The following is a 21,190-nucleotide window of genomic DNA, read 5'->3' on the forward strand; positions in this document are numbered from 1 at the left end:
GCCGAGCACCGGGTCGACGACGTCTTCCGACGCTTCGCTCGTCCCTCGGAGGCCGCGGTCCGTATCGAGGCGGAGCTACTCGCTGCCGGGAACTCCAGGATGATGCGGATCCTCCAGCCGACCGGTCCTCGCTACCGGGGAGGAGTTCCGGGCCGCCTCCGCGAGCCTGCCCGCGAGTTGTGCCAGGGCGGTCCGGAGGGACGGGAAGTCGGCATGCATCTCCCGTGGCAGATGAAGTGTCAGGACCGACGGCGGTGGTGCTCCACTGCCCGCCAGCGCGACATTGATCTCGAGGTTCCCCGTCTGCGACAGCAGCAGCTCCGTCTGCGCTCCTCGTGCGTGCTCCTGCACCCAGTCGCCGAGATCGGCTCGGGCCTGCGGCGCCAGTGAGGTGTACGCGTGGAACCGCTCCACCCCGCTGATGATCTCGTCGGCGCTGAGGCTGTGGAGGATGGGGTCTCCACCCGAGCCGTTCCAGACGGTGGTGCGCATCCCCGGCCGGGGGTTGTACGGGAGCAGATGGATCCCGAGGTTGACATCGACGCAGAGGTTGCGGGTTCCGATGAGGGTCTGGAGGCTGATCGTGTGCTCGTGCAGCACAGGATGGCGCTGCCACAGTCGTCGGAGGTTCTCGATCGGAGCGGACCCACCGACGAATCCGGCGCTGAGTCGCGAGAAGGCCGGCCCGGCGATGAGGCCCTCGCCCACCTTCTGCAGGAGTCCGGTGTCGAGCATCGTGCCGACGATGTCGGCGATGGAGCTCTTGGCGAGCCCGAGATGTGCCGATATCGCGGCAGGGGTGGCGACGCCGACGAAGGCGACGAAGTCGACGATGGCCACAGCGCGCCGGATGGCCGGGACGAGAGTCGGATCGGTCATCCCCAGGCCTCGTACCTCTCTGCATCGGCCCGGGTGACCAGGTGCACGGGGAGGGAGATGACCCGCTGGTGCGGCCAGAATCCCTCGCAGACGTCGCGCGCGGACGCCAGAGCGGTCGTACCGAGCTTCGCCGGGTCCTGCGCGACGGTCGCGAGAAGCGCGCCGCCGGCGAGGATCTGCTCGACCGCTCGGGACCGTCCGTCGACGGAGGCGATGGCCGTCCGGTGCGGAAGTCTTCTGACATGGTCGGCGACGCCGAGCGCCAGAGGGTCGCAGACGGCGAAGACCCCGTCGAGGGGGCCGTGCTCGGCCAGGAGGCGCTCGACCGCGTCGCGGCCGGACTCCTCGTCCTCCACTCGGCCTCGGTAGCGGGCGACGACATGGTGTTCGGGGTAGTCGCTCAGGGCGTCGAGGAACCCCGCGATCCGCTCGGCGTTCGCGTTCTTCTGCAGGCCGTCGACGATCGCGAGCCGCGACCCCGGCGGGAGGTGCTGCGCGAGCTCCAACCCGGCGAGGAGGCCTGCCTGCGTGTTGTCGCTGGTCACGGAGACGTCGACGCCCGCGATCCGGGTGCCGATGGCGATGACGGGCACTCCCTGCTCGCTCGACGCTCGCACGAGGTCGTCGAAGCCGTGCGTGGCGACCGAGTCGACCAGGATCACGTCGACATCGTCATCGAGCAGCTCCTGCCACTGCCGACGCTGCCGTTCGATGTCGTCCCGGGCATCGTGCACCGTGACCTCGTCACCGGCAGCCCGTGCATCGGCTTCCACCGCGGTGATGAAGGTGCCGTAGTACGCGTTGCCGAGGTCCGGCACCAGCACGCCCAGCCGCAGTGAGCGCGGTCGGGCTCCGCGGGAGACCGCTCCGAAGACCGCGACCTGGGGGCCCAGCCAGAAGGTGCCGTCGACTCCGCGGGACAGGAGGCGTTCGGCGCTCAGCGTCTCGCAGATGCGGTCGACGCTCGTCCGCGGGAGGTCGAGTTCTCGGGCGATGGCGGTCACGGTCGCCGGCTTCCGCCACTCCCCGAGGAGCGACAGCACCGCGACAGCGTTCGTCACCGCGGGAGTCCTCGATCGCTCCCCCACCGCGTGCCTCTCCTCGTGCTCCCGTAGCCCGTCCGACCGGACGTCCCCATTGTCGCCCACGAACGGGTTACCCACCAGTCGAACCTTTTGCCGATATATGGTGATAGCGTGATTTCTTGTCAAGGAGGACGTCCATGAACGCCAGCACTGCCCCGCTCCCGGCCGGTGAGCATCGGCCCGCACCGCGGGAGGCGACGATCGCGCTGCGAGAGCTCGACGTCGCCGTCCACAGTGTGAGCGACGATGATCTCGACCGGATCGCCGGCCGCATCCTGGAGGCCCGGACGATCATCGGCGCAGGCGCGGGCCGCGAGGGCCTGATGATGCGGGCCCTGGTCATGCGGCTGTTCCACGCCGGAGTCAGCGCTCACGTCGTCGGCGACATGACCTGTCCCGCTGTCGGCGAGGGCGACCTGGCCATCCTGTCCCTCGGCCCCGGACGCCTGCCGACGATCGAGACGCTCGCGCGGATAGCTCACGAGGCGGGTGCGCGGACGATGTGCCTCACGGCGGAGCCGGAACTCGTGCCGGAGGGCCTGTTCGACGACGTCGTCGTCATCGACGCGCAGACCATGGCGTCCGACTCCGGCTCCGTCTCGGTGCTCCCCATGGGCAGCGCGTTCGAGATCGCGCAGCTCATCCTCGTCGACCTCATCACCAACCGCGTGCGCGCCGGTGTCGCCGAGAGCATCGGCGACATGCGCGCACGCCACACCAACCTCGAATGAACCTCCGGGCCGAGACGGCTCGCGAGCATTTCCGCATCACCCACCACCCCGATCCCACAACGTTGTAAGGAGATCTCCCGTGATCAGACTCAAGAAGGTCCTTCCCGTGACCGCCCTCGCCGTCACCGCCGCCGCCGTTCTGGCGGGCTGCGGGTCGGGCGTCGGCGCCGATGCGAGCGGCAGCGCCTCGACGTCGTTCGTCAACATCGTCAAGCTGGCGGGCGGCGACTGGTTCAACCGCATGGAGACGGGCAACCAGGAGTGGGCGGAGGACTCCGGCTTCACGGTCACCCAGACCGCGGGCGACGACTCCACTCCCGAGAAGCAGATCGCCGTCATCAGCGACGTGATCCCGCAGCGCCCGGCCGCCATCACGGTCGTCCCGAACGCCCCGGAGAGCATCGAGGCCGTTCTCAAGCGTGCGCAGGACGCCGGCATCGTCGTCGTCACCCACGAGGCCGCGGGCATCGAGAACACCGACCTCGACATCGAGGCGTTCAAGGACGAGGAGTACGGCGCGCACCAGATGGACCTGCTCGCCTCGTGCATGGGCGACGAGGGCGGCTCCTACGCCCACTTCGTCGGCGGCCTGACCGTCACGAGCCACAACACCTGGGTGACGGCAGCGGCCGAACGCGCCGCCGCCGAGTATCCCGGTGTCACTCCGATCGGCGACCCGCTGTCGACGGACGAGAGCGCGGACACGGCCTACCAGCGCACCAAGGAGCTCCTCGCCACCTACCCCGACCTGCGCGGGATCCTCGGCTCGGCGTCGACCGACGTGGTCGGCGCGGGACGCGCGATCGCCGAGGCCGGTAAGGAGGACCAGGTCTGCGTGATCGGCACCTCGCTGCCCTCGATCGCCGGAGACCAGCTCACCACGGGCGCCATCGACACGATCACGTTCTGGGATCCGGCGCTGGCGGGCAAGGCGATGCTGACCATCGCCCAGCGCCTCGTCGACGGCGAGACCGTCGCCGCGGGTGACGACCTCGAGATCGAGGGCTACGACTCCCTCGTCCAGAGCGACACCTCGGACACGACGTTCTACGGGACGGCCTGGGTCGACGTGACCGCGGAGAACGCGGCCGACTACCCGTTCTGATCCATCCACCTCACCGAGAACACAGCAGGTGCGGCCGTCCCGTTCGCGACGACGGCCGCACCAGGAGGGGCATGCACGATGCCGAACACACCTGTGGTGCTGAGAGCCAGCGCCGTGAAGAAGTCCTACGGCGGTGTGCACGCCCTGTCCGGAGTCGACCTCGAGATCCGCGCGGGCGAGGTGCACTGCCTCGCCGGGGCCAACGGCTCCGGCAAGTCGACGCTCATCAAGATCTTGAGCGGAGTGGAGACCGCCGACGCGGGCGTGATCGAGATCGGCGGCGAGGAGGTCGGTCGTCTCAGCGTGATCGACGCCATCTCCCGCGGCATCCAGGTCATCTACCAGGACCTCTCGCTCTTCCCCAACCTCACGGTGGCCGAGAACATGGCGATGACCACACGCGTCGCAGGCGGGCGGAAGATCGTCTCCGCCTCCGCCGCCCGAGCGCTGACCGAGCGCGTCACCGCGCGTCTCGGACTGCAGATCGACCCCGATGCGCTCCTCGAGGAGCTCCCTGTCGCCCAGCGCCAGCTCGTCGCGATCTGCCGCGCGCTGGCCAACGACGTGAAGGTCCTCTTCATGGACGAGCCGACGACGGCGCTCACCTGGAACGAGGTCGAGACGCTGTTCGGGGTCGTGCGGACCCTCAAGAGCGACGGGGTGTCGATCGTCTTCGTCAGTCACAAGACCGAGGAGGTCTTCGCCCTCTCGGACCGGATCACCGTCCTCCGCAACGGGCGGATGGTCGCCGCCGGCGACGCGACGGACTTCGACCGCGACTCGCTCGTCGAGGCGCTCATCGGCCGGCAGGAGCTCGAGGAGCGCATCGTCGCCGATCTGCCCGCGGACGTCCGTCCGGCACTCCGCGTGCAGAACCTCAGCGCGCCCGGCCTCTTCGAGGACGTCTCCTTCGACGTCTCGCCCGGCGAGATCGTGGGCCTGACGGGCATCATGGGTTCCGGCCGCAGCGAGGTGGCCGATGCCGTCTTCGGCATCATCCCCTTCACCCGCGGATCGGTCGAGGTCGACGGGCGCCGGGTCCGCAGCGGCTCGGTCGCCAGCGCGATGGACGCCGGTATCGCCTACGTCCCGGCCGACCGCCTCACGCAGGGCGTGTTCCTCGAGCAGCCGATCAGCCGCAACATGATCGCCTCGTCGATCTCACGGGTGACCAGCCGCCTCGGCTGGCTCCGCCCGAAGACGGTCGCCCGCCGCGTCGACGGCCTCGTGGCCGACCTCGAGCTCAAGATCGGCCAGCCGTCGGATCCCGTCTCGACCCTCTCCGGCGGCAACCAGCAGCGCGTCGTCCTGGCGAAGTGGCTCGCCACCGACCCCAAGGTGCTCGTCCTCAACGGCCCCACCGTCGGCGTCGACATCGGCTCGAAGTCGGCCATCCTCCAGATCCTGCGCGATCGCGCAGCGGCGGGGATGACCGTCCTCCTCATCTCGGACGACATCCCCGAGCTGGTGAGCGTGTGCCACCGCGTCCTCGTGGTGCGGCGCGGCCGACTCGTCGACGAGATCACCTCGGACACCGTCACGGTCGAGGCCGTGCGAGAACGGAGCATCGCGTGAGCGCCACGACCTTCCACGCGCCCAGCGCCCTGGCCCGCCTGCGCGGCCGCAACAACGAGGGCATCCTGCTCGGCATCATCGTGCTCGTCGTGCTGGTGATCGCCGTCATCAGCCCGGGCACGCTCAGCGTCGGCATGGCCGCCGACATCCTCCGCGGGGCCGTCGTCAACATGGCGCTCGCGCTGGGGCTGCTGCTCGTGATCGTCTCGGGCGGCATCGACGTGTCCTTCACCGCGATCGCGATCTTCGCCGCCTACCTGACCGTCGTCGTGATGCAGTCGAGCGGGATCGACAACGCGCTCCTCGCGTTCGCCGGCGCCACCGCCGTGGGCGCGGTCGTCGGGATCCTCAACGCCGTCCTCGTCGCGGGCTTCCATCTGCAGACCCTCATCGCGACGCTCGGCACGCAGGGCATCGTGCGCGGCGCCCTGCTCGCCTTCGTCGGGGCCACCTACCTGTCGACCCTGCCCGGCTCCCTCGCCGCGGTCGGGAACGCACGGCTCGCGACCGTCGACGGGTCCGCGGTCAGCGTGCTCATCGTCCCCGTGGCGCTGCTCGCCGTCGGCCTCGCGCTGGTGCTGCGGAAGACCATGTTCGGGCGCTCGGTCTACGCGATCGGCGGAGCTCCCGAGTCGGCCCGTCGCGCGGGGATCCGCGTGGGTCGCGTGCAGACGATCATCTACATCGTCGCGGGCGCGCTGTCCGGATTCGCGGGGATGGTGCACGTCTCGCTCGTGGGCCACGCGTCGCCCTTCGAACTGGTCGGCACCGAGCTCAACGTCATCGCCGCGGTGGTGATCGGCGGAGCCGCCGACACCGGCGGTCGCGGATCGGTGCAGGGCGTCGCACTCGGCGTGATCCTGCTCGCCCTCATCCAGAACTCGCTCGTGCGCCTCGGCATCCCGGGCTTCTGGCACACCCTCGTCGTCGGCCTCGTGATCCTCGCCGGCGTCGCCATCCAAGCGCAGACCCGCCGACTGCGGCAGGCGCGCTCCCGCGTTCTCGAAGGAGCGGTCGCATGACCACCGAACGAACCGTCGAGCGGCCCGCCGGCCGCCTGTCCGGACCAGGCTTCCGCCGCGCGGTCGACTCCGCCGGGCACACCGGGAACCTCGGCATCCTGCTCGTCGTCGTCATCATCGTGTTCAGCCTCCTGAACCCGTCGATCTTCCCCACGGCACTGAACCTGCAGTCGATCGGGTACGCCGTCCCCGAGGTCGGGCTGCTGGCCCTCGCTGTCGCGATCACGATGTCCAGCGGAGGGATCGACCTGTCGATCGTCGCCACCGCCAACCTCGCGGCTCTCGCGATGGCGACGACGTCGATCGCGCTCCTGCAGAGCGGAGCTCCCGATCCGACGGCCGCTGTCGCCGGCATCGCCGTGGCCGTCGTCGTCGGACTGGTCTGCGGTCTCGTCAACGGCCTGCTCGTCTCCCGCCTCCGGATCGCGCCGATCCTGGCGACGCTCGCGACCATGACGGTCTTCACGGGGGCCGCACTCGTGCTGACCCGCGGAGAGCCGGTCTACGGCCTCCCCGACACGATCCTCGATCTCGGCATCGCGACGATCGCCATCGTCCCGGTCACCTTCTGGCTCTTCGTGCTCGCCGTCGCCCTGCTGTGGGCGGTGATGAACCGCACGGGTCTCGGCCTGCGGATCATCCTCGTCGGAGCGAGCCCCGAGGCGGCCGACTACACCGGCATCCGACGCAGCCGTGTGCTGCTCAGCACCTACGCGACGAGCGGCGCCGTCGCCGCCATCGCCGGCGTGATGATGTCGGCGCGCTCGGCCAGCGCCACCGCCGACTACGGATCCTCCTACCTCCTGCTCGCGATCACGATCGCCGTGCTCGGTGGGACCAACCCCACCGGCGGCCGCGCGCCCATCGTCGGGGTCGGCATCGGCGCCCTGGTCCTGCAGTGCATCTCGAGCGGCTTCAACGGCCTGCAGATCAGCCCGTACATCTACCAGATCGTCCAGGGCCTGATCCTCGTCGTCGTCCTCGTGCTCGAGGTCCGGCGGGGCCGCCTCACCCGCTGGATCAAGGGGATCACCACGCGACCGTCCCGTGACGGCGAGGCACTGCGCACGGAGTCGCGCTGACGCACCGTCCGGGCGTCCCCGCTCAGCCCCGCAGCGCGAGCAGCCAGGCGTACAGCGCCATCGACAGCAGGTAGCAGCCGGCGATGATCGCGTAGCCCGCGACGTACACGCGTGCAGGGCGGCCCCGCGCGGTCCACCAGCTGAAGCGCCGGAACGCCCACGGCACGAAGATCCAGCCGAGGAGCTGCGTCGACACGACGTTGCCGATGAACAGCGACAGCCAGAACGGCACGCCGTGCGCGGCGAACAGAGGGTCGGCGATGAAGTAGCCCCAGAGGAACACGATCGGGTAGAGCATCAGCAGCACCAGCAGATTGCTCTTGAACACCGGATCCGGCACCGGCTTGTCGCGGCCGGCCCAGAAGCCGAAGCCGTAGCTCGCCCGGGTCAGCGAGAGCTGCTGGTTGTAGGCCGCCCCGTCGGCGAGCAGCGCCGTGCGCTCCGGCGACTCGATCCAGCGGTTCAGGTCGGCCTCGGTGTCGAAGCTCAGCACGACGACCCAGTCGTCCTGCACACCCGGTATCGGACGCTCGACCCGGTGCCCGACGAAGCCCTCGAAGTGCGACTCCGCCGCCGAGATGCGGCGCTGCCACGCCAGGAACGCGGCCTCGTCCTCCGGTGCCACCCGGCTGGTGATCAGCACCGATGCCGCCTCGGAGGAGTGCCTCGTCTCCTCGGTGAACAGGTGTACCGAGTCGTTGCCGACGAGCACCCCGTCCATCTCCTCGAGGAGGGCCGCGCGCTCCGGGCTCTGGAGCCAGCTGCGCGCCGCGTCGCGGTCGCGGAAGCGCTCGACGACGATCCAGTCGACCTGGTGCGGAGGATCGGGGCGGAGGACCTCGCGGCCGAGGAAGCCGGGCCGGCCCTCGAGCCGCTCGCCGACCGACTCCTGCCACGCCTCGTACCGGGCGTAGTCGGCCTCGGCGAGGCGGCGGTGCGCGACCAGCGAGACGGGAGCCGAGGTGATGGCGTCCGTCACCGTCAGGCCTTCTGGTAGGCGAGCTCGCCCATCACCCAGGTCTGGTCGACGGCGCGCTCGTCGCCGACCATCATGATCCCGAACAGCAGCTCGCGGACCGCGTCCTGCGTCAGCTCGCCGCCGTCGTGCGCGAGGCTCTGGTGCCAGGCGGAGGCGGGAGGCCCGGCCGTCCAGTCCAGCGCGACGAAGTCCGCCTCCTTGCCGATGTCGAAGCTGCCGACGAGATCATCGATGTAGAGCGCCTCCGCCCCGCCCTTCGTCACGGAGTAGAAGGCGCGGTAGGGCGAGAGCTTGTTGCGCTCGGACTCGGCGAGATCCATCTCGCTGGGCACGATGCTGCCGTCGAGGATCGTGTTGTTGAGCATGCCCACCTTGTAGGCGTCCTCGAGCGAGTTGAGGAGGCTGAAGCGGTTGCCGCCGCCCATGTCGGTTCCGAGGCTGAGCAGTACGCGGTGCTCGGGGTCGGTCGCCCGGCCCAGGCGGAACAGGCCGGAGCCGAGGTAGAGGTTCGACGACGGGCAGAACGCGACGGACGCGCCCGACTGCGAGAAGCGCCGGAACTCGTCGTTCGAGAGCCAGACTCCGTGGCCGCCGGTGAACTTCGGGCCGACGAGGTCGTACTTCTCGTAGACGGCGAGGTAGTCGTGGCAGTCCTCGTGCAGCGCGAGCACGCCGTGGATCTCGGCCGGGTTCTCGGAGATGTGGGTGTTGATCCAGACGTCGGGGTGCTCCTCCTTGAGCCGCCGGCACGCGTCGAGCAGCTCCTCCGAGGCGCCGAAGCCGAAGCGGGGCGTGACGGCGTAGAGGCTGCGGCCGACCCTGTGATGCTTCTCGATGAGCGCCGTGCTGTCGGCGTAGAACTGCTCGGGAGTGTTCGCGAAGTAGTCGGGCACGTGGCGGTCGATGCCGGTGAGACCGCCGATCATGCGCATGTTGCGCTTGGCCGCCTCCTCGAAGAAGACCTCGTTGCAGGTGAGGCTGCCCGTGGTGAAGGTCTGAGCGGTGGTGGTTCCGGAGGCGAGCAGATTGTCGAAGAAGTGCGTCGTGCCCTCGAGCGCGTAGTCGCGGTCGGCGTACTTGTGCTCCTCCGGGAACACCCACTTCTGCAGCCACGGCAGAAGCTGCTCGCCGTACGCCCCGAGCACCCGCGTCTGCGGCAGGTGGATGTGGCCGTCGATGAAGCCGGGCACGATGATCCGGTCGGGGATCTCGGTGACCGGCACGCCGGAGTGCTTGCTCGCCAGCTCGGCGTACGGGCCGAAGTCGACGATGATGCCGTCCTCGAGCACGAGCAGCCCGTCGGCGTGGAACCTGGTCGCCGCTTCCTCGTCGCCCACGTGCTTCCACGGGTCGTCGATGAAGTCGAGGAACGTGCCGCGGATCGCCGTCAGGGCCACTGTGTACTCCCGGGGAGGTGCTCCCGCGCGAGGGCGCGGGGTATCGGCCTCAGCGTGACAGGGTGCTGGCGCGGCGTGGACCCCCCGTTAAGGCTCGAAGTCCCCTCCGGCGAGCTCTACCGAGTGCTTCTCGGAGGGTGTGACGGCGCGTAATTTACTCCATGGCTCGGCAGCGCTCGTAGGGCATCGACCGTGCTACCCAAAGGAGATCGCCGGCCACGCCATCGGACGAGTTCTATTCGACGTCTCAGCTGGCGATACCACCCAGGGTGCGCAAGGTCCGACGCTGATCGCGGGTCAGCTGAGGTGGGGACGCCCCATGATCACCTGTCCAGGCCAGCACAAACCTTCGAGCTGGCCCCACACCCAGGAGGAGTTGCGTGATGCGGGTACCCTTTCGCCATGCAGCTAGATGATCCAGTTTGGTACGTCGCCTACGGCTCGAATATGGAGCTGTCCGGGATGCGGCACTATCTCACCGATCCGACCGGCGAACGCCACTTGGCGCACGCCACCGAGGAATTGGAAGGTGTGAACCTTCCATCCGAATGGGTCGACATTCCGCACGAACTGTATTTTGCCGGCGCCTCGAAGACATGGAAGGGCCCTGTCGCTTTCGTGTCTCTTACCGGCGCTACCGGATCTAAACGGGCGAGAGGACGCTCCTACCTCATCAGTGTGCGTCAAATGTTCCAGATCGCCGGGCGCGAGAACGGCCTCGATCAAATCCCCGATCCAATCAATACACTGGATATTTCAATCGGAGCATGGGCCCCATTGCCGGTCGGATTGGACAGCGACGGATACAAAGGAAAATACAATGCGCTTCTGCGCTTGCCCGACGGTCCTGACTCGCGACCCGCCTACACGCTGACAACCTCGCGATTGCTCGAGATGTCGCCACCGTCCGCGGCTTACCTCGACCGAGTGCGAGCCGGACTGACGCTGGATCCTAGCCAATCCGATAACATCCCTGATCCGCTCACCCTAGGACTTGGTTGGAACGGGTCCCTGATTAATGCACGACCCGAGCGCTCCGTCAGATGGAGCGGGCTCTTAACGACATCGACGCAATCACGTGGCGTCACTTCCGTCACGATACCGAAGCGTTACAGCGGCGCGGCGGCCTCCGTCAACATGGCTCAGGGGACTCTTTACGCAGGTCTTGCCGAAGTGTCCGTCTGGGTATTTTTCGAGGATACGAATGACGCAACCATTAGTCCGCAGGCATATCGGAGGCTGAAGAAACTTTACCCTGAACTCGACCCAACCCAGCGGCCTCTGGCCGTCGAGATTGAATACATCCGTCCCTTCAAGCGGGAGAACGGAGCTTCAGAGGACCTTCCGGACAGCGATGTCATACACGTCCCGATAGCCGTCGCTACTGATATCGGGAAGTGGGCGCTGCTGATCAGTGAGGGAGTGGTCGGTCCTGTCCGAGTTGTCGCCAGAAAGTCCGTTTCAGATGATAATATAAGGGTCGCTTACGCCGCCCGAACCCTGTTCGCCTACGACAAGGCACGCGACATTCAGGTGCAGAGCATGCGGGCGGCGCCCGCCAACTGGGCGGAGAGGCTGCTCACTCCTTTCCGAACCGCCGGCGAATGGCTCTTCGGCGCTCCGGCTATGGCTCTTCGAGCTACTGAGGCCTTGGTCGGCGACGAGGGACGACCCGTTATCCGGGTCGATCCCGGAGCTCTCGACTTCATCGGAGTGGAATCGGGCGGGACCGTCGTCGTCACCTGGGGGACGCGAAGCGTGCACGCGCGGGTGCTTCTACAGAGTGAACTCACCAGAGCCAGGATGGAGGAGCAGTTCTCCGAGACTACTGGCCAGCAGGTGCGTGCGTCCACGCCGTCGGCGCACGTCGAGTCCCGGCTAAGGACCCCCGCGCACCTCCGCGTCTGGGTGTCGCCGACGGTCCGGCAGGCGCTCAACATTCCGTCGGACACGGTCGTCCGCGTACGTCGGAGCGTGCCGCATCTTTTGGTCATGAACTCCTCGCGCTTGGCCCTGTCGATCGCCGCTCTCATCGTCGGGGGTCTCGCAGTACCGAATGTGCACTTCGGTCTGTGGCTGGTCCTAAGCGCGGCGCTGTTGATGCTGACCCTCGCGCCTCTTCGCCTGCGGCACACCCGAACGGGCCAAAGCCGCGCCTATCGACGATCGAGCCGGGACTGAGACGGCCCGGCCGGGAAACCTGGCCCACGACACCTGAGGTTGCGTGCGTTCTAAGCGGACGGGTTGAGGCGTGTGGCGTTGTGGATGAAACTTCCAGTTATGGCTGCAGCTGCCCGCCGAGGTCCTTCCCGACCTCACCGTGTTAGCTGATCAAGTCGGTCACAGCGTCGGATGCGATCACTGGTCGAGACCTGCACAGCGTCGTACCCATCGACCGTCGGAACTGGTTCCATCGTTTAGCTGAGCCGTCACTCCGGCATTGAGAAGTCGGCGAAGTCGAACCCCGGCGACACCATGCAGCTCACCACCGCGTCCTCCGCCGACGGCAGCGTCCGCTGCCACACGTCCGCCGGCACGAGCGCCTGCACCGGCAGCCCCTCCACAGCCGACCCCAGCACCACCGTCTCGCCGTCCACCGGCTCCGCTCCGAGGCCGCCGTACTGCAGCGCCACCCGTCCGGGCCCGTTCCAGATCCACGTCTCGGCCGACGACACCCGGTGCCAGGCCGAGCACTCTCCCGCCGGCAGCAGGAAGACGATCAGCGTCGCGGCCGGACGCTCGCGCGAGGAGCCGTCCGGGTCACGAAGCGTCACCCGCTCGGGCGACGTCCACGTCCGCCGATACCAGCCGCCCTCCGGATGCGGCTCCAGCCCCATCGACACCGCGAGCTCGGGCCGGCGTACGCGCTCGAGCACCCGTCCGTCGACGCTCAGCCGGTCGACCAGCTCGTTCATCAGCTCTGCCATCGGATCTCCCCCGAGATGATCGTGGCGAGGGCGGTTCCCTCGCCGGATTCGACGATCGCGGCGACCACGTCGTCAGGAGCAGCACCGGAGACACCCAGCACCGCGAAGTCGGCCAGCAGTCCCGGCACCAGCGTGCCGAACGACTCCGCCTCCCCCATCGCCACGGCCCCGCCGAGCGTCGCCGCCGTCAGCAGCCGCCGGTGCAGATCGTGCTCTGCGTACCCCTGCGAGCGCGCGATCCGGTACAACTCCGCCACGTCGCCCAGCAGGTCGAGTGACGGAGTCGATGACAGCGAGTCCGTGCCCACCGCGATCGCGTTGCCCTCGCGCAGGTAGTCGGCGACCGGAGCCTCGTCGAGGCCGATCACCGCGTTCGAGCGCGGACAGAGCGCGACCGAGGTGCCGGTGCGCCGCAGCGTCGCCCGGTCGTCCGCGTCGACGTAGATCCCGTGCGCGATGTGCACATCGTCGCCCAGCGCACCGATCGTCTCGGCGTAGGCGACCGGCCGCAGGGCGCTGCCGCCGTTGCGCAGCAGGTGGAAGCCGTCGTAGCCCCAGCGCCGCCACTGCTCAGCGAGGTCACCGCGGCCGTGCATCGTGTACTCCGCCTCCCACGCCGACTCGGCGAGGTGCAGGTGCCGGCGCACGCCGAGCTCCTGCGACAGCGGGGTCAGGTCACTCAAGACAGGCGTGTCGAGCGAGTACGGCGCGTGCGGCGAGAGGCCGATGCGGGTGACTCCGGAGGTGCGCACCAGCTCCGCGGTGATCGCGCGCCCGCTCCCCCGCCAGTCGTCCTCGAGGAGGCTCATCAGCTCCCAGTAGGCGATCCCGTGCACCCCGCCCGCCTCGAGCACGCCCAGCGCGCCGAGGTCGGTGACGATGTCGGCGATGGCCGTGGTGCCGGTCGAGACCGCGATCTCGAGGCCGTCGGCGGCCGAGGCGCCCCAGTCGTGCGGCTGCTCGTAGACGATCTGGAACGCGCGCGACCAGTCCTCGAAGCCGTCGTAGCGCCCGGCGCCCACCGACGCCATGCAGGTGTACTGGAGGTGCGAGTGCGCGTTGACGAGGCCCGGCACGATCGCGCCGTCCCACTCCGTCACCGTCGCGTCGGGGTCGAGCGCGCGCAGCTCGTCGCCCGTGCCGACCGCGACGATCCGCTCTCCGCGCACGAGCACGCCTCCGCGGTGGATCGGCTCGCCGAGCACGGGCACCACCCACGGAGCAAGGTGCAGCACCGCGCTCACGGCAGCCACGCCGAGGGCATGACGCCGGCGATGCTCGCGACGCTCGCGGCCGCGGCCAGCAGCACCGCGCCTCCGGTGACGACCCAGTCGGTCGGGGTGTACCGGATCTCGCGCAGCCACGTGCGCTTGGCCGTGCCGAAGCCGCGCAGGTCGAGCGCGTCGACCGTGTCCTCGGCATCGACGAACGAGGTGATCGTCACCGGCACCATCAGCGGCGCGATCTCGCGGAGGCGTCGCACCGGATTCCGCGTCGCCGACCGCTCGTAGCCGCGCAGGCGCTGCGCCGCGGCCGTCTCCTGCAGGTTCGCCGCCGCGCTCGGCAGGAACTTGAAGGTGAGGTCGATGCCGTACGCGAAGCGCGCCGGCAGCCCGAGCCGCGCGAACGCGACCGCCAGATCGCCCGGGCGGATCGCGAACGCCAGCGGGAAGCCGACCGCGACCAGGGTGATGAAGCGCAGCAGCAGGTTCACCGCGTACGACACCGCCCCCTCCGTGATCGGCAGCCCGATCAGCGGCACGGTGAGCAGGGTCGCGCCGGGATCGCCCGGGCTCGTGGCTCCGACGATCAGTCCGTTGATCCCCGCGAAGACCACGACGAACACGGCGACGACCGCCCAGTTCGTCCGGACCTCGCGGAACGGGATCCGCGCGCTGAAGTAGTACGCCAGCGCTACGACGAGCAGCGCCGCCATCCACCGCAGATCGCGCACCTGGCTCGCGGCGATGACGAACATCACCGGGACCAGGATCAGCACGCGCGGATCCCGGCGCCCGAGGAAGGAGTCACCGCCGAGATATCGAGGCGATACCTCCATCTCGCGCGCCCGTCAGCGTCCGGCGAGGTTCTGGAGCGGCTTCCAGACCCGATCGAGCACGGGGACGAGGATCACCGCGGTGATGCCGGTCGCGAGGATCGCGAGCAGGTAGGAGCCGAAGAACCAGTACTCGAAGGTCTGGCCGAGGAGCACCCAGTCGGTGATCGTGAAGAGCAGGCCCACGACGACGGCACTGACCGCGATCGCGGCGGCCCAGACGACCTGACGGCCGGTGGTGCGCGGCTCCTTCGCGTAGTAGCCGATCAGGCCCGCGAGCAGGCCGACGAGACCGTTCGCGATGCTCCAGTTCCAGTAGGTGAGGAACCCGTATCCCATGATCTGGTCGACGATCGCGTTGCCGACGGCGCCGGTGAAGAAGCCGGCGACCGGTCCGAAGCGCAGGCCCACGAAGGGGATGATCGCGATCGCGGGCCGGATCGAGATCATCGTGCCGGGGATCACGAAGCTCAGGGCGCCGAGTGCGCCGTAGAGGGCGGCGCCGACGGCACCGAAGACGATGGTGCGCGACGAGACGGCCCAGGGGCCCGTCTTCGAGGCGGTCGTGGAGGAGGCGGTCACGGGTGCGTCCTTTCGAGGGGGGTCTCCTCGGCACGGCGGAGGCGCCGAGCGAGGTCGAGCGGGCGGGGGAGGCGTCCGCTCGGGGGTCCGTGGCGCCGGGCGGCGCGCACGAAGTCGGTCTCGCGGAGCACCGCACGGGGCTGCTCCGCCTCGGCGCCCGGCACGTGCCAGAGGCCGGAGTCGTTCACGATCTCGGCCGGAGTCGCGTCCGCGATGATCCCGCCGCCGTCGACGACCACGATGCGGTCGGCCCGCGCGAGCGCCATGTCGATGTCGTGGGTGATGAAGTACACGCTGTCGATCCCGTCGATCGCCCAGACGGCGTCGAGGAAGTGGCGCGACGACCTCTCGTCCTGCCCGGCCGTCGGCTCGTCGAGGATGAGCGTCCGCGGCTGCAGTGTGAGCGCGAGTGCAACGGCGAGCCGGCGCTGCTGCCCGAACGAGAGCGTGCGCGGGGGGCGCGTGAGGATGTCGGGCACGTCGTCGAGCGAGACGGCACGCAGTGCGGCGGCCGCGATCGCCGGGATCTCCTCCTCCGGGACCCCGAGATTGCGGGGACCGAAGGCGAGCTCGGCCTCGACCGACTCGCTGAAGAGCGCCTGCCCGGGGTTCTGAAAGAGGTAGCCGCAGGTCGAGACGAGCTCGGCCGCGCTCAGCTCGTGCACCGGCCGCGCGTCGATCAGCACGCGGCCGCGGCGCGGGGCGACCAGCCCGACGGCGGCGCGCATCAGCGTCGACTTGCCCGCGCCGTTCCGGCCGAGGATTGCGACGCGCTCGCCCGCCTCGAAGCGGCGGTCGACGGCGGCGACGATGGTGCGGGCGCCGTAGCCGAGCTCCGCGCCCTCGAAGTGGAGGCGCGCGACGTCGCCCGGCAGAGTCGGCGCGGTCTCGCCCACCGCCTCCTCCGCGCCGTGATCGCGCGCGAGGAGCGCCGAGAACGGCAGCTTCACCGACTCCGGAGACGCCACCTCGAGGAACCCGGCGACGTCGCCCGAGAAGACGACCCGCCCCTCCTCGAGGTACACCACCCGGTCGGGAGCGAGCGCGAGCACCTCGTCGACCCGGTGCTCGACGATCACGGCGGCACCGCCTCCGTCGACGTAGTCGCGCACCGCCCGCAGCAGCACGTCGGCCGCGTCGGGATCGAGGTTCGCCAGCGGCTCGTCGATCACGATCACGCGCGGCTCGAGCACCAGGATCCCTGCGAAGGCGACCAGCTGCAGCTGCCCGCCCGAGAGCTCGTGCGGCGGAGTCTGCAAGAGGGGAGTCAGCCCGAGCCGCTCGGCGACACGGTGGGCGCGTTCGCGGATCTCCGCGGGCGCGGTCCCGCGGTTCTCGAGGCCGAACGCGATCTCGGCGAGCACGCTGTGGCCCACCACCTGCTTCGACGGGTCCTGGAGGAGGGTGCCCACCACCTCCGAGATGTCGCGCAGCGCGAGCGGAGTCGCCTCGCGCCCCTCGATCTCGATGCGGCCGGTCACCTCGCCCCGGTACGAGCGCGGGACCAGACCGTTGAGCACGCGCAGCAGGGTGCTCTTGCCGCAGCCGGAGGGGCCGGCGACCAGCACGATCTCGCCGCTCGACACCGAGAACGTCGCGTCGACCAGCGACGGCCGCTGGGCGTTGCGGTAGGTCACCCCGACGCCCTCGAGGCGGAGCAGCTCGGTCACGAGCGCGCTCCGTCCCGCTGCGGAGCGGCGCGGCGGCCGGTCGACGTCCAGCTGCCGAGGAACTCCTGCTGCGCGACGCTCGGGCGGTCGATCGCGACGCCGAGCGACGCCAGCTTGATGCGCGCGACGCGGTCGTCGACCTCGGGAGGCAGCAGGTGCACCGCGGGCGCCAAGCTCCCCGACTCGCGCGCCAGCACGTCGATCGCGGCGGCCTGCACCCCGAACGACAGATCCATGATCTCGATCGGGTTGCCCTCGCCGGCCGTGCAGTTGATGCAGCCGCCGTCGTCGAGGACGACGATCGAGCGGCCGTTCGGCAGCCGGAAGCTCTCGAGCGCGTGCCCGATGCTCTCGCGGGTCGCGCCCGCGGCGAGCGCCGCGTCGATCGCGATCTCCTGAGCGACGCCGCCCGAGACGGCCACGGCCGCACCCTCGGGCAGCGCCAGGAGGTGCTCGACGTCGATCGTGTGCGCGATCCCGGTCGCCGAGATCAGCAGATCCGCCGTCGAGGCAGCGCTCTCGAGGGTGTCGACGTCGTAGCCGGCGAAGACGGCCTCGAGGGCGCGCACCGAGTCGACCTCCGAGATCGTCACCCGGGCGCCGAGCGCGCGGGCGTGCTGCGCGACTCCGCGGCCCACCGGCCCGAAGCCCGCGACGACGACGTGAGCGCGGTCGAGCGGAGTCGCCAGGAGATCGAGCATCGTGAGGAGCGTCGACTGCCCCGTGCCGTGCCGGTTGTCGAACAGCGTCTTGCAGCGCGCGTCGTTGACCGCGAGCACGGGGATGCGCAGCGCGCCCTCGCGCTCCATCACCCGGAGGGGACGGAGACCGCTGGTGGTCTCCTCCGTCGCCCCGCGCAGTCTGTCGAACACGGCGGGCCGGTCGGTGTGCGCGAGCCGGGTCACGGAGGAGCCGTCGTCGACGAGGATGTCGAGCTGCTGATCGAGCAGCGCGAGCGCGAAACCGCGGTCGTCGGCGGCGGTCGCGTCGGAGCGCGCGAAGACGGCGATCCCGGCATGCTGCAGTGCCGCAGCCGTGTCGTCGTGGGTGTTGGAGGCTCCGCACATCACGCTCACGTCGGCGCCCGCCGCGGCGAGCTCCAGCGCCAGGGTCGCGGTCTTGGGCTCCAGCACCAGGACGAGCCCGATGCGCAGACCCCGCACGCTGCCGCTCTCGCGCAGCTGCCCGGCGACTCCGCGGGTCACCGGCATGAAGCGGGAGGCCCACTCGATCTTGTCCCGGCCCTGCTGCCAGAGCGACGCGTCGCGGATGCTCATCGGAGGAGCTCCTCGGCGAGGGCGCGGTCGGCGCGGCGGTGCAGATCGTCGGGCGATGCCGCCGGGTCCTCCGCGGTGGCCCGGTGCAGGGCTCGCGCGAATCTCGCGGTGAGGGCCTCGCGGGTGCGGCGGGCCGACCCGTCGGCGATCTCGCGCGCGACGAGCACGAAGGCCTCGCGGTCGGCCTCGGTCAGCCGCGCGATACCGGGGCGTCCGGAGGAGGGATCGGTGAGCGCGACGACCGCCGGTTCGGTCTCGGCCGCGTCGACGAGGAGGAGGGGACCGCCGGTGCCGAGGGCACGCGCGGTGATGGGCTCGGCGAGCTCCCCCGTCGCGAAGGCGAGGACCGCGTCGCCGAGGCGAGGCGCCTCCGTGCTCGCGATGGCCACGCCGCGCTGCGCGAACTCGACCAGCGCCACCGGATCGTCGCCGACGACGACCACGCGTGCGCCCACCGCCCCGAGACGGGTGGCGAGCTCGGAGGCGAGGGGTCCGGTGCCGAGGACCGCGATGCGGGTCTGCGCGAACGAGAGGTTGCTCGCGCTCGCGGTCGCCCGCACGACGGCCTGCGCCCAGGCGGTGCGCGAGACGGCCGTGACCACGCGCGAGACGGAGGCGTCCGCGAGCGGGGCGGCGTCCAGGAGCGCGCGCTCGCGCTCGCGGCGCGGCGGGGTGAGGGTGGCGGTCATCGGCGCTCCAGGAGTCGGGGCCCGCGCTCGTGGTCGGCGCGATGGTCTAAGCGGTTAGCGTGTGACCATAGTCGCGTCGTATTTCGGTGGCACGCTCGTTTATTACGACGACGTGAAACATTCGGCGAGGGCAGGGAGCGGCCCGGCACCGACCTTCTGGTCGAGCAGCCCCGTAGGGGCGCATCGAGACCCACCTCACTGCGGACGTCGGTCTTCCGCTCGACGGGACCCCCTCACGCAGCGATGCGCCGGACCCCCTCTCGGGGAGCCGGCGCATCGCCTCCGTCGGATCTGCGATCAGCTCTTCAGGTGCTTCTCACGTCCTCGGTGCTGGGCGAGGAGCAGCATCCCCGCGCCGGCGAGCAGGACCAGGAGAGCGGCCGAGCCCGTCATCGCCATCGCCGCGCCGTCGGTGCCGGTCGAGGCGAGACTCGCCTGCGGTCCCTGCGGTCCGTGTCCGCCGCGAACGGGGACGGTCGGCGACGGCGAATCGGAGGGTCGGGTCGTCGGCACGGGTGCCACAGCCGTCGGAGTGCTGGTCGGCGTCGGCGTCACGGTCGGCGTGGCGGTCGGCGTCGGCGTTGCCGTCGGTGTCACGGTGGGCCGCGGCGTCGGGGTCACCGTGGGCGTCGCGGTCGGGGTGACCGTGGGAGTCGCGGTGGGCGTGACGGTCGGAGTCACGGTCGGCGTGACCGTCGGCGTGACGGTAGGCGTCACGGTCGGAGTGACGGTAGGCGTCACCGTAGGCGTGACGGTAGGCGTCACGGTCGGGGTGACCGTGGGCGTCACCGTCGGGGTGACCGTCGGAGTAACGGTCGGCGTGACCGTCGGCGTCACGGTCGGGGTGACCGTGGGCGTCACCGTCGGGGTGGCGGTAGGCGTCACGGTCGGGGTGACAGTGGGCGTCACGGTCGGGGTGACCGTGGGCGTCACCGTCGGAGTGACGGTAGGCGTCACGGTCGGGGTGACCGTGGGCGTCACCGTCGGGGTAACGGTAGGCGTCACCGTCGGGGTGACCGTCGGCGTCACGGTCGGGGTGACCGTCGGCGTCACCGTCGGGGTGACCGTCGGGGTGACCGTCGGGGTGACCGTCGGCGTGACAGTCGGCGTCACCGTCGGAGTGACAGTAGGCGTCACCGTCGGCGTCACGGTCGGGGTGACAGTAGGCGTCACCGTCGGAGTGACCGTCGGCGTCACGGTCGGAGCGACCGTCGGCGTCACGGTCGGCGTCACCGTCGGAGTGACAGTAGGCGTCACCGTCGGCGTCACCGTCGGAGTCACGGTAGGCGTCACGGTCGGCTCCGGCGCCGCCGTGCAGGCGGAGGTCCGGAAGAGGTTGTTGTCGAGAGTCACCGCACCGTTCCTCGCGAGCGCGCGCCCGTCGACGGTGGTGCTCGTCGTCACGGTGATCGAGGCCAGCGCCAGGATCGAGCCCGAGAAGCTCGAGCCGGTGCCGAGTGTCGCCGAGCTGCCGATCTGCCAGAACACATTGCACGCCTGCGCCCCGTTGACGAGCGAGACCGAGCTGGCGGTCGCCGTCGTCAGAGCGCTCGCCACCTGGAAGACGAAGATCGATCCGGGCACGTTCTGCGCATCGAGGGTCACGGTTCCGGTGATCCCGATCGGTCCCGAGGACTTGTAGACGCCCGGCAGGAACGTCCGTCCGACGAGATCGCCGGCGATGTCGTCATCGGGCGCCTGGGAGGCGAGCTGGTCGTAGGCGATGACGAGGTCGGACTGCGCCTGGATCGCGACCGCGTCCGCGGCGTGCGTCGTCCCGTTCACGACACCGGGCGGGAACCCGGTGATGGCCGTGCCCGGGCTGACGCCCAGATCGTCCGGCAGCACGGTCTGCCCGGTGTTGGTCACGGTCGAGCCGCCCAGCACCGAGAAGGCGCCCGCGGTGCCGAGGTCCGGCTTCGTGGCCGCCTGAGCGGGCGAGCCGACGATGAAGCCGACGGCGAGGACGGCGATCCCTGCGGTCGCCGCGACGGCACCCCTCGCTCGGTGCACTAGCCGCCGGCGCTCACTGGCGCGATCGGACGGGTGACGTTCGGACATGTGCGGCATGCAAGGCCAGCGATCTGCTCACGTCAGCGTGAGCCCGTACACCCGAGATGAGTGGATCGCAGAG

General features: G+C 70.0%; 18 protein-coding genes. 6 read left to right on the forward strand and 12 right to left on the reverse strand.

What is annotated here, in order from left to right; genetic code table 11:
- Positions 1 to 75: 75 nt before the first annotated feature.
- Entirely contained in the window at positions 76 to 879 is an 804-nt protein-coding gene (locus ASG06_RS05865; RefSeq protein ID WP_056039768.1) for a hypothetical protein, read from the reverse strand.
- Positions 876 to 1,940, reverse strand: coding sequence for a substrate-binding domain-containing protein (locus tag ASG06_RS05870; RefSeq protein ID WP_056039770.1), 1,065 nt, complete (start codon positions 1,938 to 1,940; stop codon positions 876 to 878). Before ASG06_RS05870 ends, ASG06_RS05865 begins: the two co-directional genes overlap by 4 nt.
- Before the next feature lie 161 nt (positions 1,941 to 2,101).
- Between ASG06_RS05870 and ASG06_RS05875 the strand changes: the two genes are divergently transcribed.
- From ASG06_RS05875 to ASG06_RS05895, 5 genes are all read left to right on the forward strand, one after another.
- Positions 2,102 to 2,695, forward strand: a complete 594-nt coding sequence (locus tag ASG06_RS05875) for a hypothetical protein (protein ID WP_056039772.1) — start codon at positions 2,102 to 2,104, stop codon at positions 2,693 to 2,695.
- A gap of 79 nt (positions 2,696 to 2,774) precedes the next feature.
- Positions 2,775 to 3,800, forward strand: coding sequence for a substrate-binding domain-containing protein (locus ASG06_RS05880; RefSeq protein ID WP_056039774.1), 1,026 nt, complete (start codon positions 2,775 to 2,777; stop codon positions 3,798 to 3,800).
- 78 nt (positions 3,801 to 3,878) lie between these two features.
- The gene (locus ASG06_RS05885) at positions 3,879 to 5,375 is read left to right on the forward strand and encodes a sugar ABC transporter ATP-binding protein (RefSeq protein ID WP_056039776.1); all 1,497 of its coding nucleotides are present in this window, start codon (positions 3,879 to 3,881) and stop codon (positions 5,373 to 5,375) included.
- Entirely contained in the window at positions 5,372 to 6,397 is a 1,026-nt protein-coding gene (locus tag ASG06_RS05890) for an ABC transporter permease (protein WP_082498969.1), read from the forward strand. Before ASG06_RS05885 ends, ASG06_RS05890 begins: the two co-directional genes overlap by 4 nt.
- Entirely contained in the window at positions 6,394 to 7,479 is a 1,086-nt protein-coding gene (locus ASG06_RS05895) for an ABC transporter permease (protein ID WP_056039778.1), read from the forward strand. The genes ASG06_RS05890 and ASG06_RS05895 overlap by 4 nt, the downstream gene beginning before the upstream one ends.
- 22 nt (positions 7,480 to 7,501) lie before the next feature.
- Here ASG06_RS05895 and ASG06_RS05900 read toward each other — a convergent pair whose 3' ends face one another.
- Positions 7,502 to 8,458 (reverse strand): antibiotic biosynthesis monooxygenase, encoded by a 957-nt coding sequence (locus tag ASG06_RS05900; protein ID WP_197409362.1) that lies wholly within the window; start codon positions 8,456 to 8,458, stop codon positions 7,502 to 7,504.
- Positions 8,459 to 8,460: 2 nt separating this feature from the next.
- Entirely contained in the window at positions 8,461 to 9,855 is a 1,395-nt protein-coding gene (gene guaD / locus ASG06_RS05905) for a guanine deaminase (RefSeq protein WP_056039782.1), read from the reverse strand.
- A gap of 402 nt (positions 9,856 to 10,257) precedes the next feature.
- On the opposite strand from guaD, the gene ASG06_RS19875 reads away from it, so the two are divergent.
- Positions 10,258 to 12,036 carry a hypothetical protein gene (locus tag ASG06_RS19875; RefSeq protein ID WP_156465876.1) on the forward strand — a complete coding sequence of 593 codons (1,779 nt, stop codon included), beginning with the start codon at positions 10,258 to 10,260 and terminating at the stop codon, positions 12,034 to 12,036.
- 248 nt (positions 12,037 to 12,284) lie between these two features.
- On the opposite strand, the gene ASG06_RS05915 is transcribed toward ASG06_RS19875, so the two are convergent.
- The 8 genes from ASG06_RS05915 to ASG06_RS20465 all read right to left on the reverse strand — a co-directional run bounded on the left by ASG06_RS05915 (position 12,285) and on the right by ASG06_RS20465 (position 21,117).
- Complete coding sequence (locus ASG06_RS05915; RefSeq protein ID WP_231727622.1) at positions 12,285 to 12,782, reverse strand: cupin domain-containing protein; 498 nt, start codon at positions 12,780 to 12,782, stop codon at positions 12,285 to 12,287.
- Positions 12,770 to 14,035 (reverse strand): amidohydrolase family protein, encoded by a 1,266-nt coding sequence (locus tag ASG06_RS05920; protein ID WP_231727623.1) that lies wholly within the window; start codon positions 14,033 to 14,035, stop codon positions 12,770 to 12,772. Before ASG06_RS05920 ends, ASG06_RS05915 begins: the two co-directional genes overlap by 13 nt.
- Positions 14,023 to 14,781, reverse strand: a complete 759-nt coding sequence (locus ASG06_RS05925; RefSeq protein ID WP_056039786.1) for an energy-coupling factor transporter transmembrane component T family protein — start codon at positions 14,779 to 14,781, stop codon at positions 14,023 to 14,025. The genes ASG06_RS05920 and ASG06_RS05925 overlap by 13 nt, the downstream gene beginning before the upstream one ends.
- Positions 14,782 to 14,853: 72 nt before the next feature.
- The gene (locus tag ASG06_RS19880; RefSeq protein ID WP_056039789.1) at positions 14,854 to 15,420 is read right to left on the reverse strand and encodes an ECF transporter S component; all 567 of its coding nucleotides are present in this window, start codon (positions 15,418 to 15,420) and stop codon (positions 14,854 to 14,856) included.
- On the reverse strand, positions 15,417 to 17,090 hold the full coding sequence (locus ASG06_RS05935) for an ABC transporter ATP-binding protein (RefSeq protein ID WP_056039791.1): 1,674 nt from the start codon (positions 17,088 to 17,090) through the stop codon (positions 15,417 to 15,419). Before ASG06_RS05935 ends, ASG06_RS19880 begins: the two co-directional genes overlap by 4 nt.
- Positions 17,087 to 18,367, reverse strand: coding sequence for an adenosylhomocysteinase (locus tag ASG06_RS05940; protein WP_056039792.1), 1,281 nt, complete (start codon positions 18,365 to 18,367; stop codon positions 17,087 to 17,089). The genes ASG06_RS05935 and ASG06_RS05940 overlap by 4 nt, the downstream gene beginning before the upstream one ends.
- A complete protein-coding gene (locus ASG06_RS05945) occupies positions 18,364 to 19,056 on the reverse strand; it encodes a hypothetical protein (protein ID WP_056039795.1) in 693 nt (230 codons plus the stop codon). Before ASG06_RS05945 ends, ASG06_RS05940 begins: the two co-directional genes overlap by 4 nt.
- Before the next feature lie 297 nt (positions 19,057 to 19,353).
- Positions 19,354 to 21,117 (reverse strand): ice-binding family protein, encoded by a 1,764-nt coding sequence (locus ASG06_RS20465; RefSeq protein ID WP_231727624.1) that lies wholly within the window; start codon positions 21,115 to 21,117, stop codon positions 19,354 to 19,356.
- Positions 21,118 to 21,190 lie beyond the last annotated feature (73 nt).

The sequence above is a fragment of the Rathayibacter sp. Leaf185 genome, assembly GCF_001423885.1.
GTDB lineage: Bacteria > Actinomycetota > Actinomycetes > Actinomycetales > Microbacteriaceae > Rathayibacter.

Excerpts from the sequence above, each read along its gene's own strand:
- ASG06_RS05940 (WP_056039792.1), bottom strand. The coding sequence starts at position 18,367 with ATGAGCATCCGCGACGCGTCGCTCTGGCAGCAGGGCCGGGACAAGATC.
- ASG06_RS05875 (WP_056039772.1), top strand. The coding sequence starts at position 2,102 with ATGAACGCCAGCACTGCCCCGCTCCCGGCCGGTGAGCATCGGCCCGCA.
- ASG06_RS05915 (WP_231727622.1), bottom strand. The coding sequence starts at position 12,782 with ATGGCAGAGCTGATGAACGAGCTGGTCGACCGGCTGAGCGTCGACGGA.
- ASG06_RS20465 (WP_231727624.1), bottom strand. The coding sequence starts at position 21,117 with ATGTCCGAACGTCACCCGTCCGATCGCGCCAGTGAGCGCCGGCGGCTA.
- ASG06_RS05865 (WP_056039768.1), bottom strand. The coding sequence starts at position 879 with ATGACCGATCCGACTCTCGTCCCGGCCATCCGGCGCGCTGTGGCCATC.
- ASG06_RS05945 (WP_056039795.1), bottom strand. The coding sequence starts at position 19,056 with ATGACCGCCACCCTCACCCCGCCGCGCCGCGAGCGCGAGCGCGCGCTC.
- ASG06_RS19875 (WP_156465876.1), top strand. The coding sequence starts at position 10,258 with ATGCAGCTAGATGATCCAGTTTGGTACGTCGCCTACGGCTCGAATATG.
- ASG06_RS05885 (WP_056039776.1), top strand. The coding sequence starts at position 3,879 with ATGCCGAACACACCTGTGGTGCTGAGAGCCAGCGCCGTGAAGAAGTCC.
- ASG06_RS05895 (WP_056039778.1), top strand. The coding sequence starts at position 6,394 with ATGACCACCGAACGAACCGTCGAGCGGCCCGCCGGCCGCCTGTCCGGA.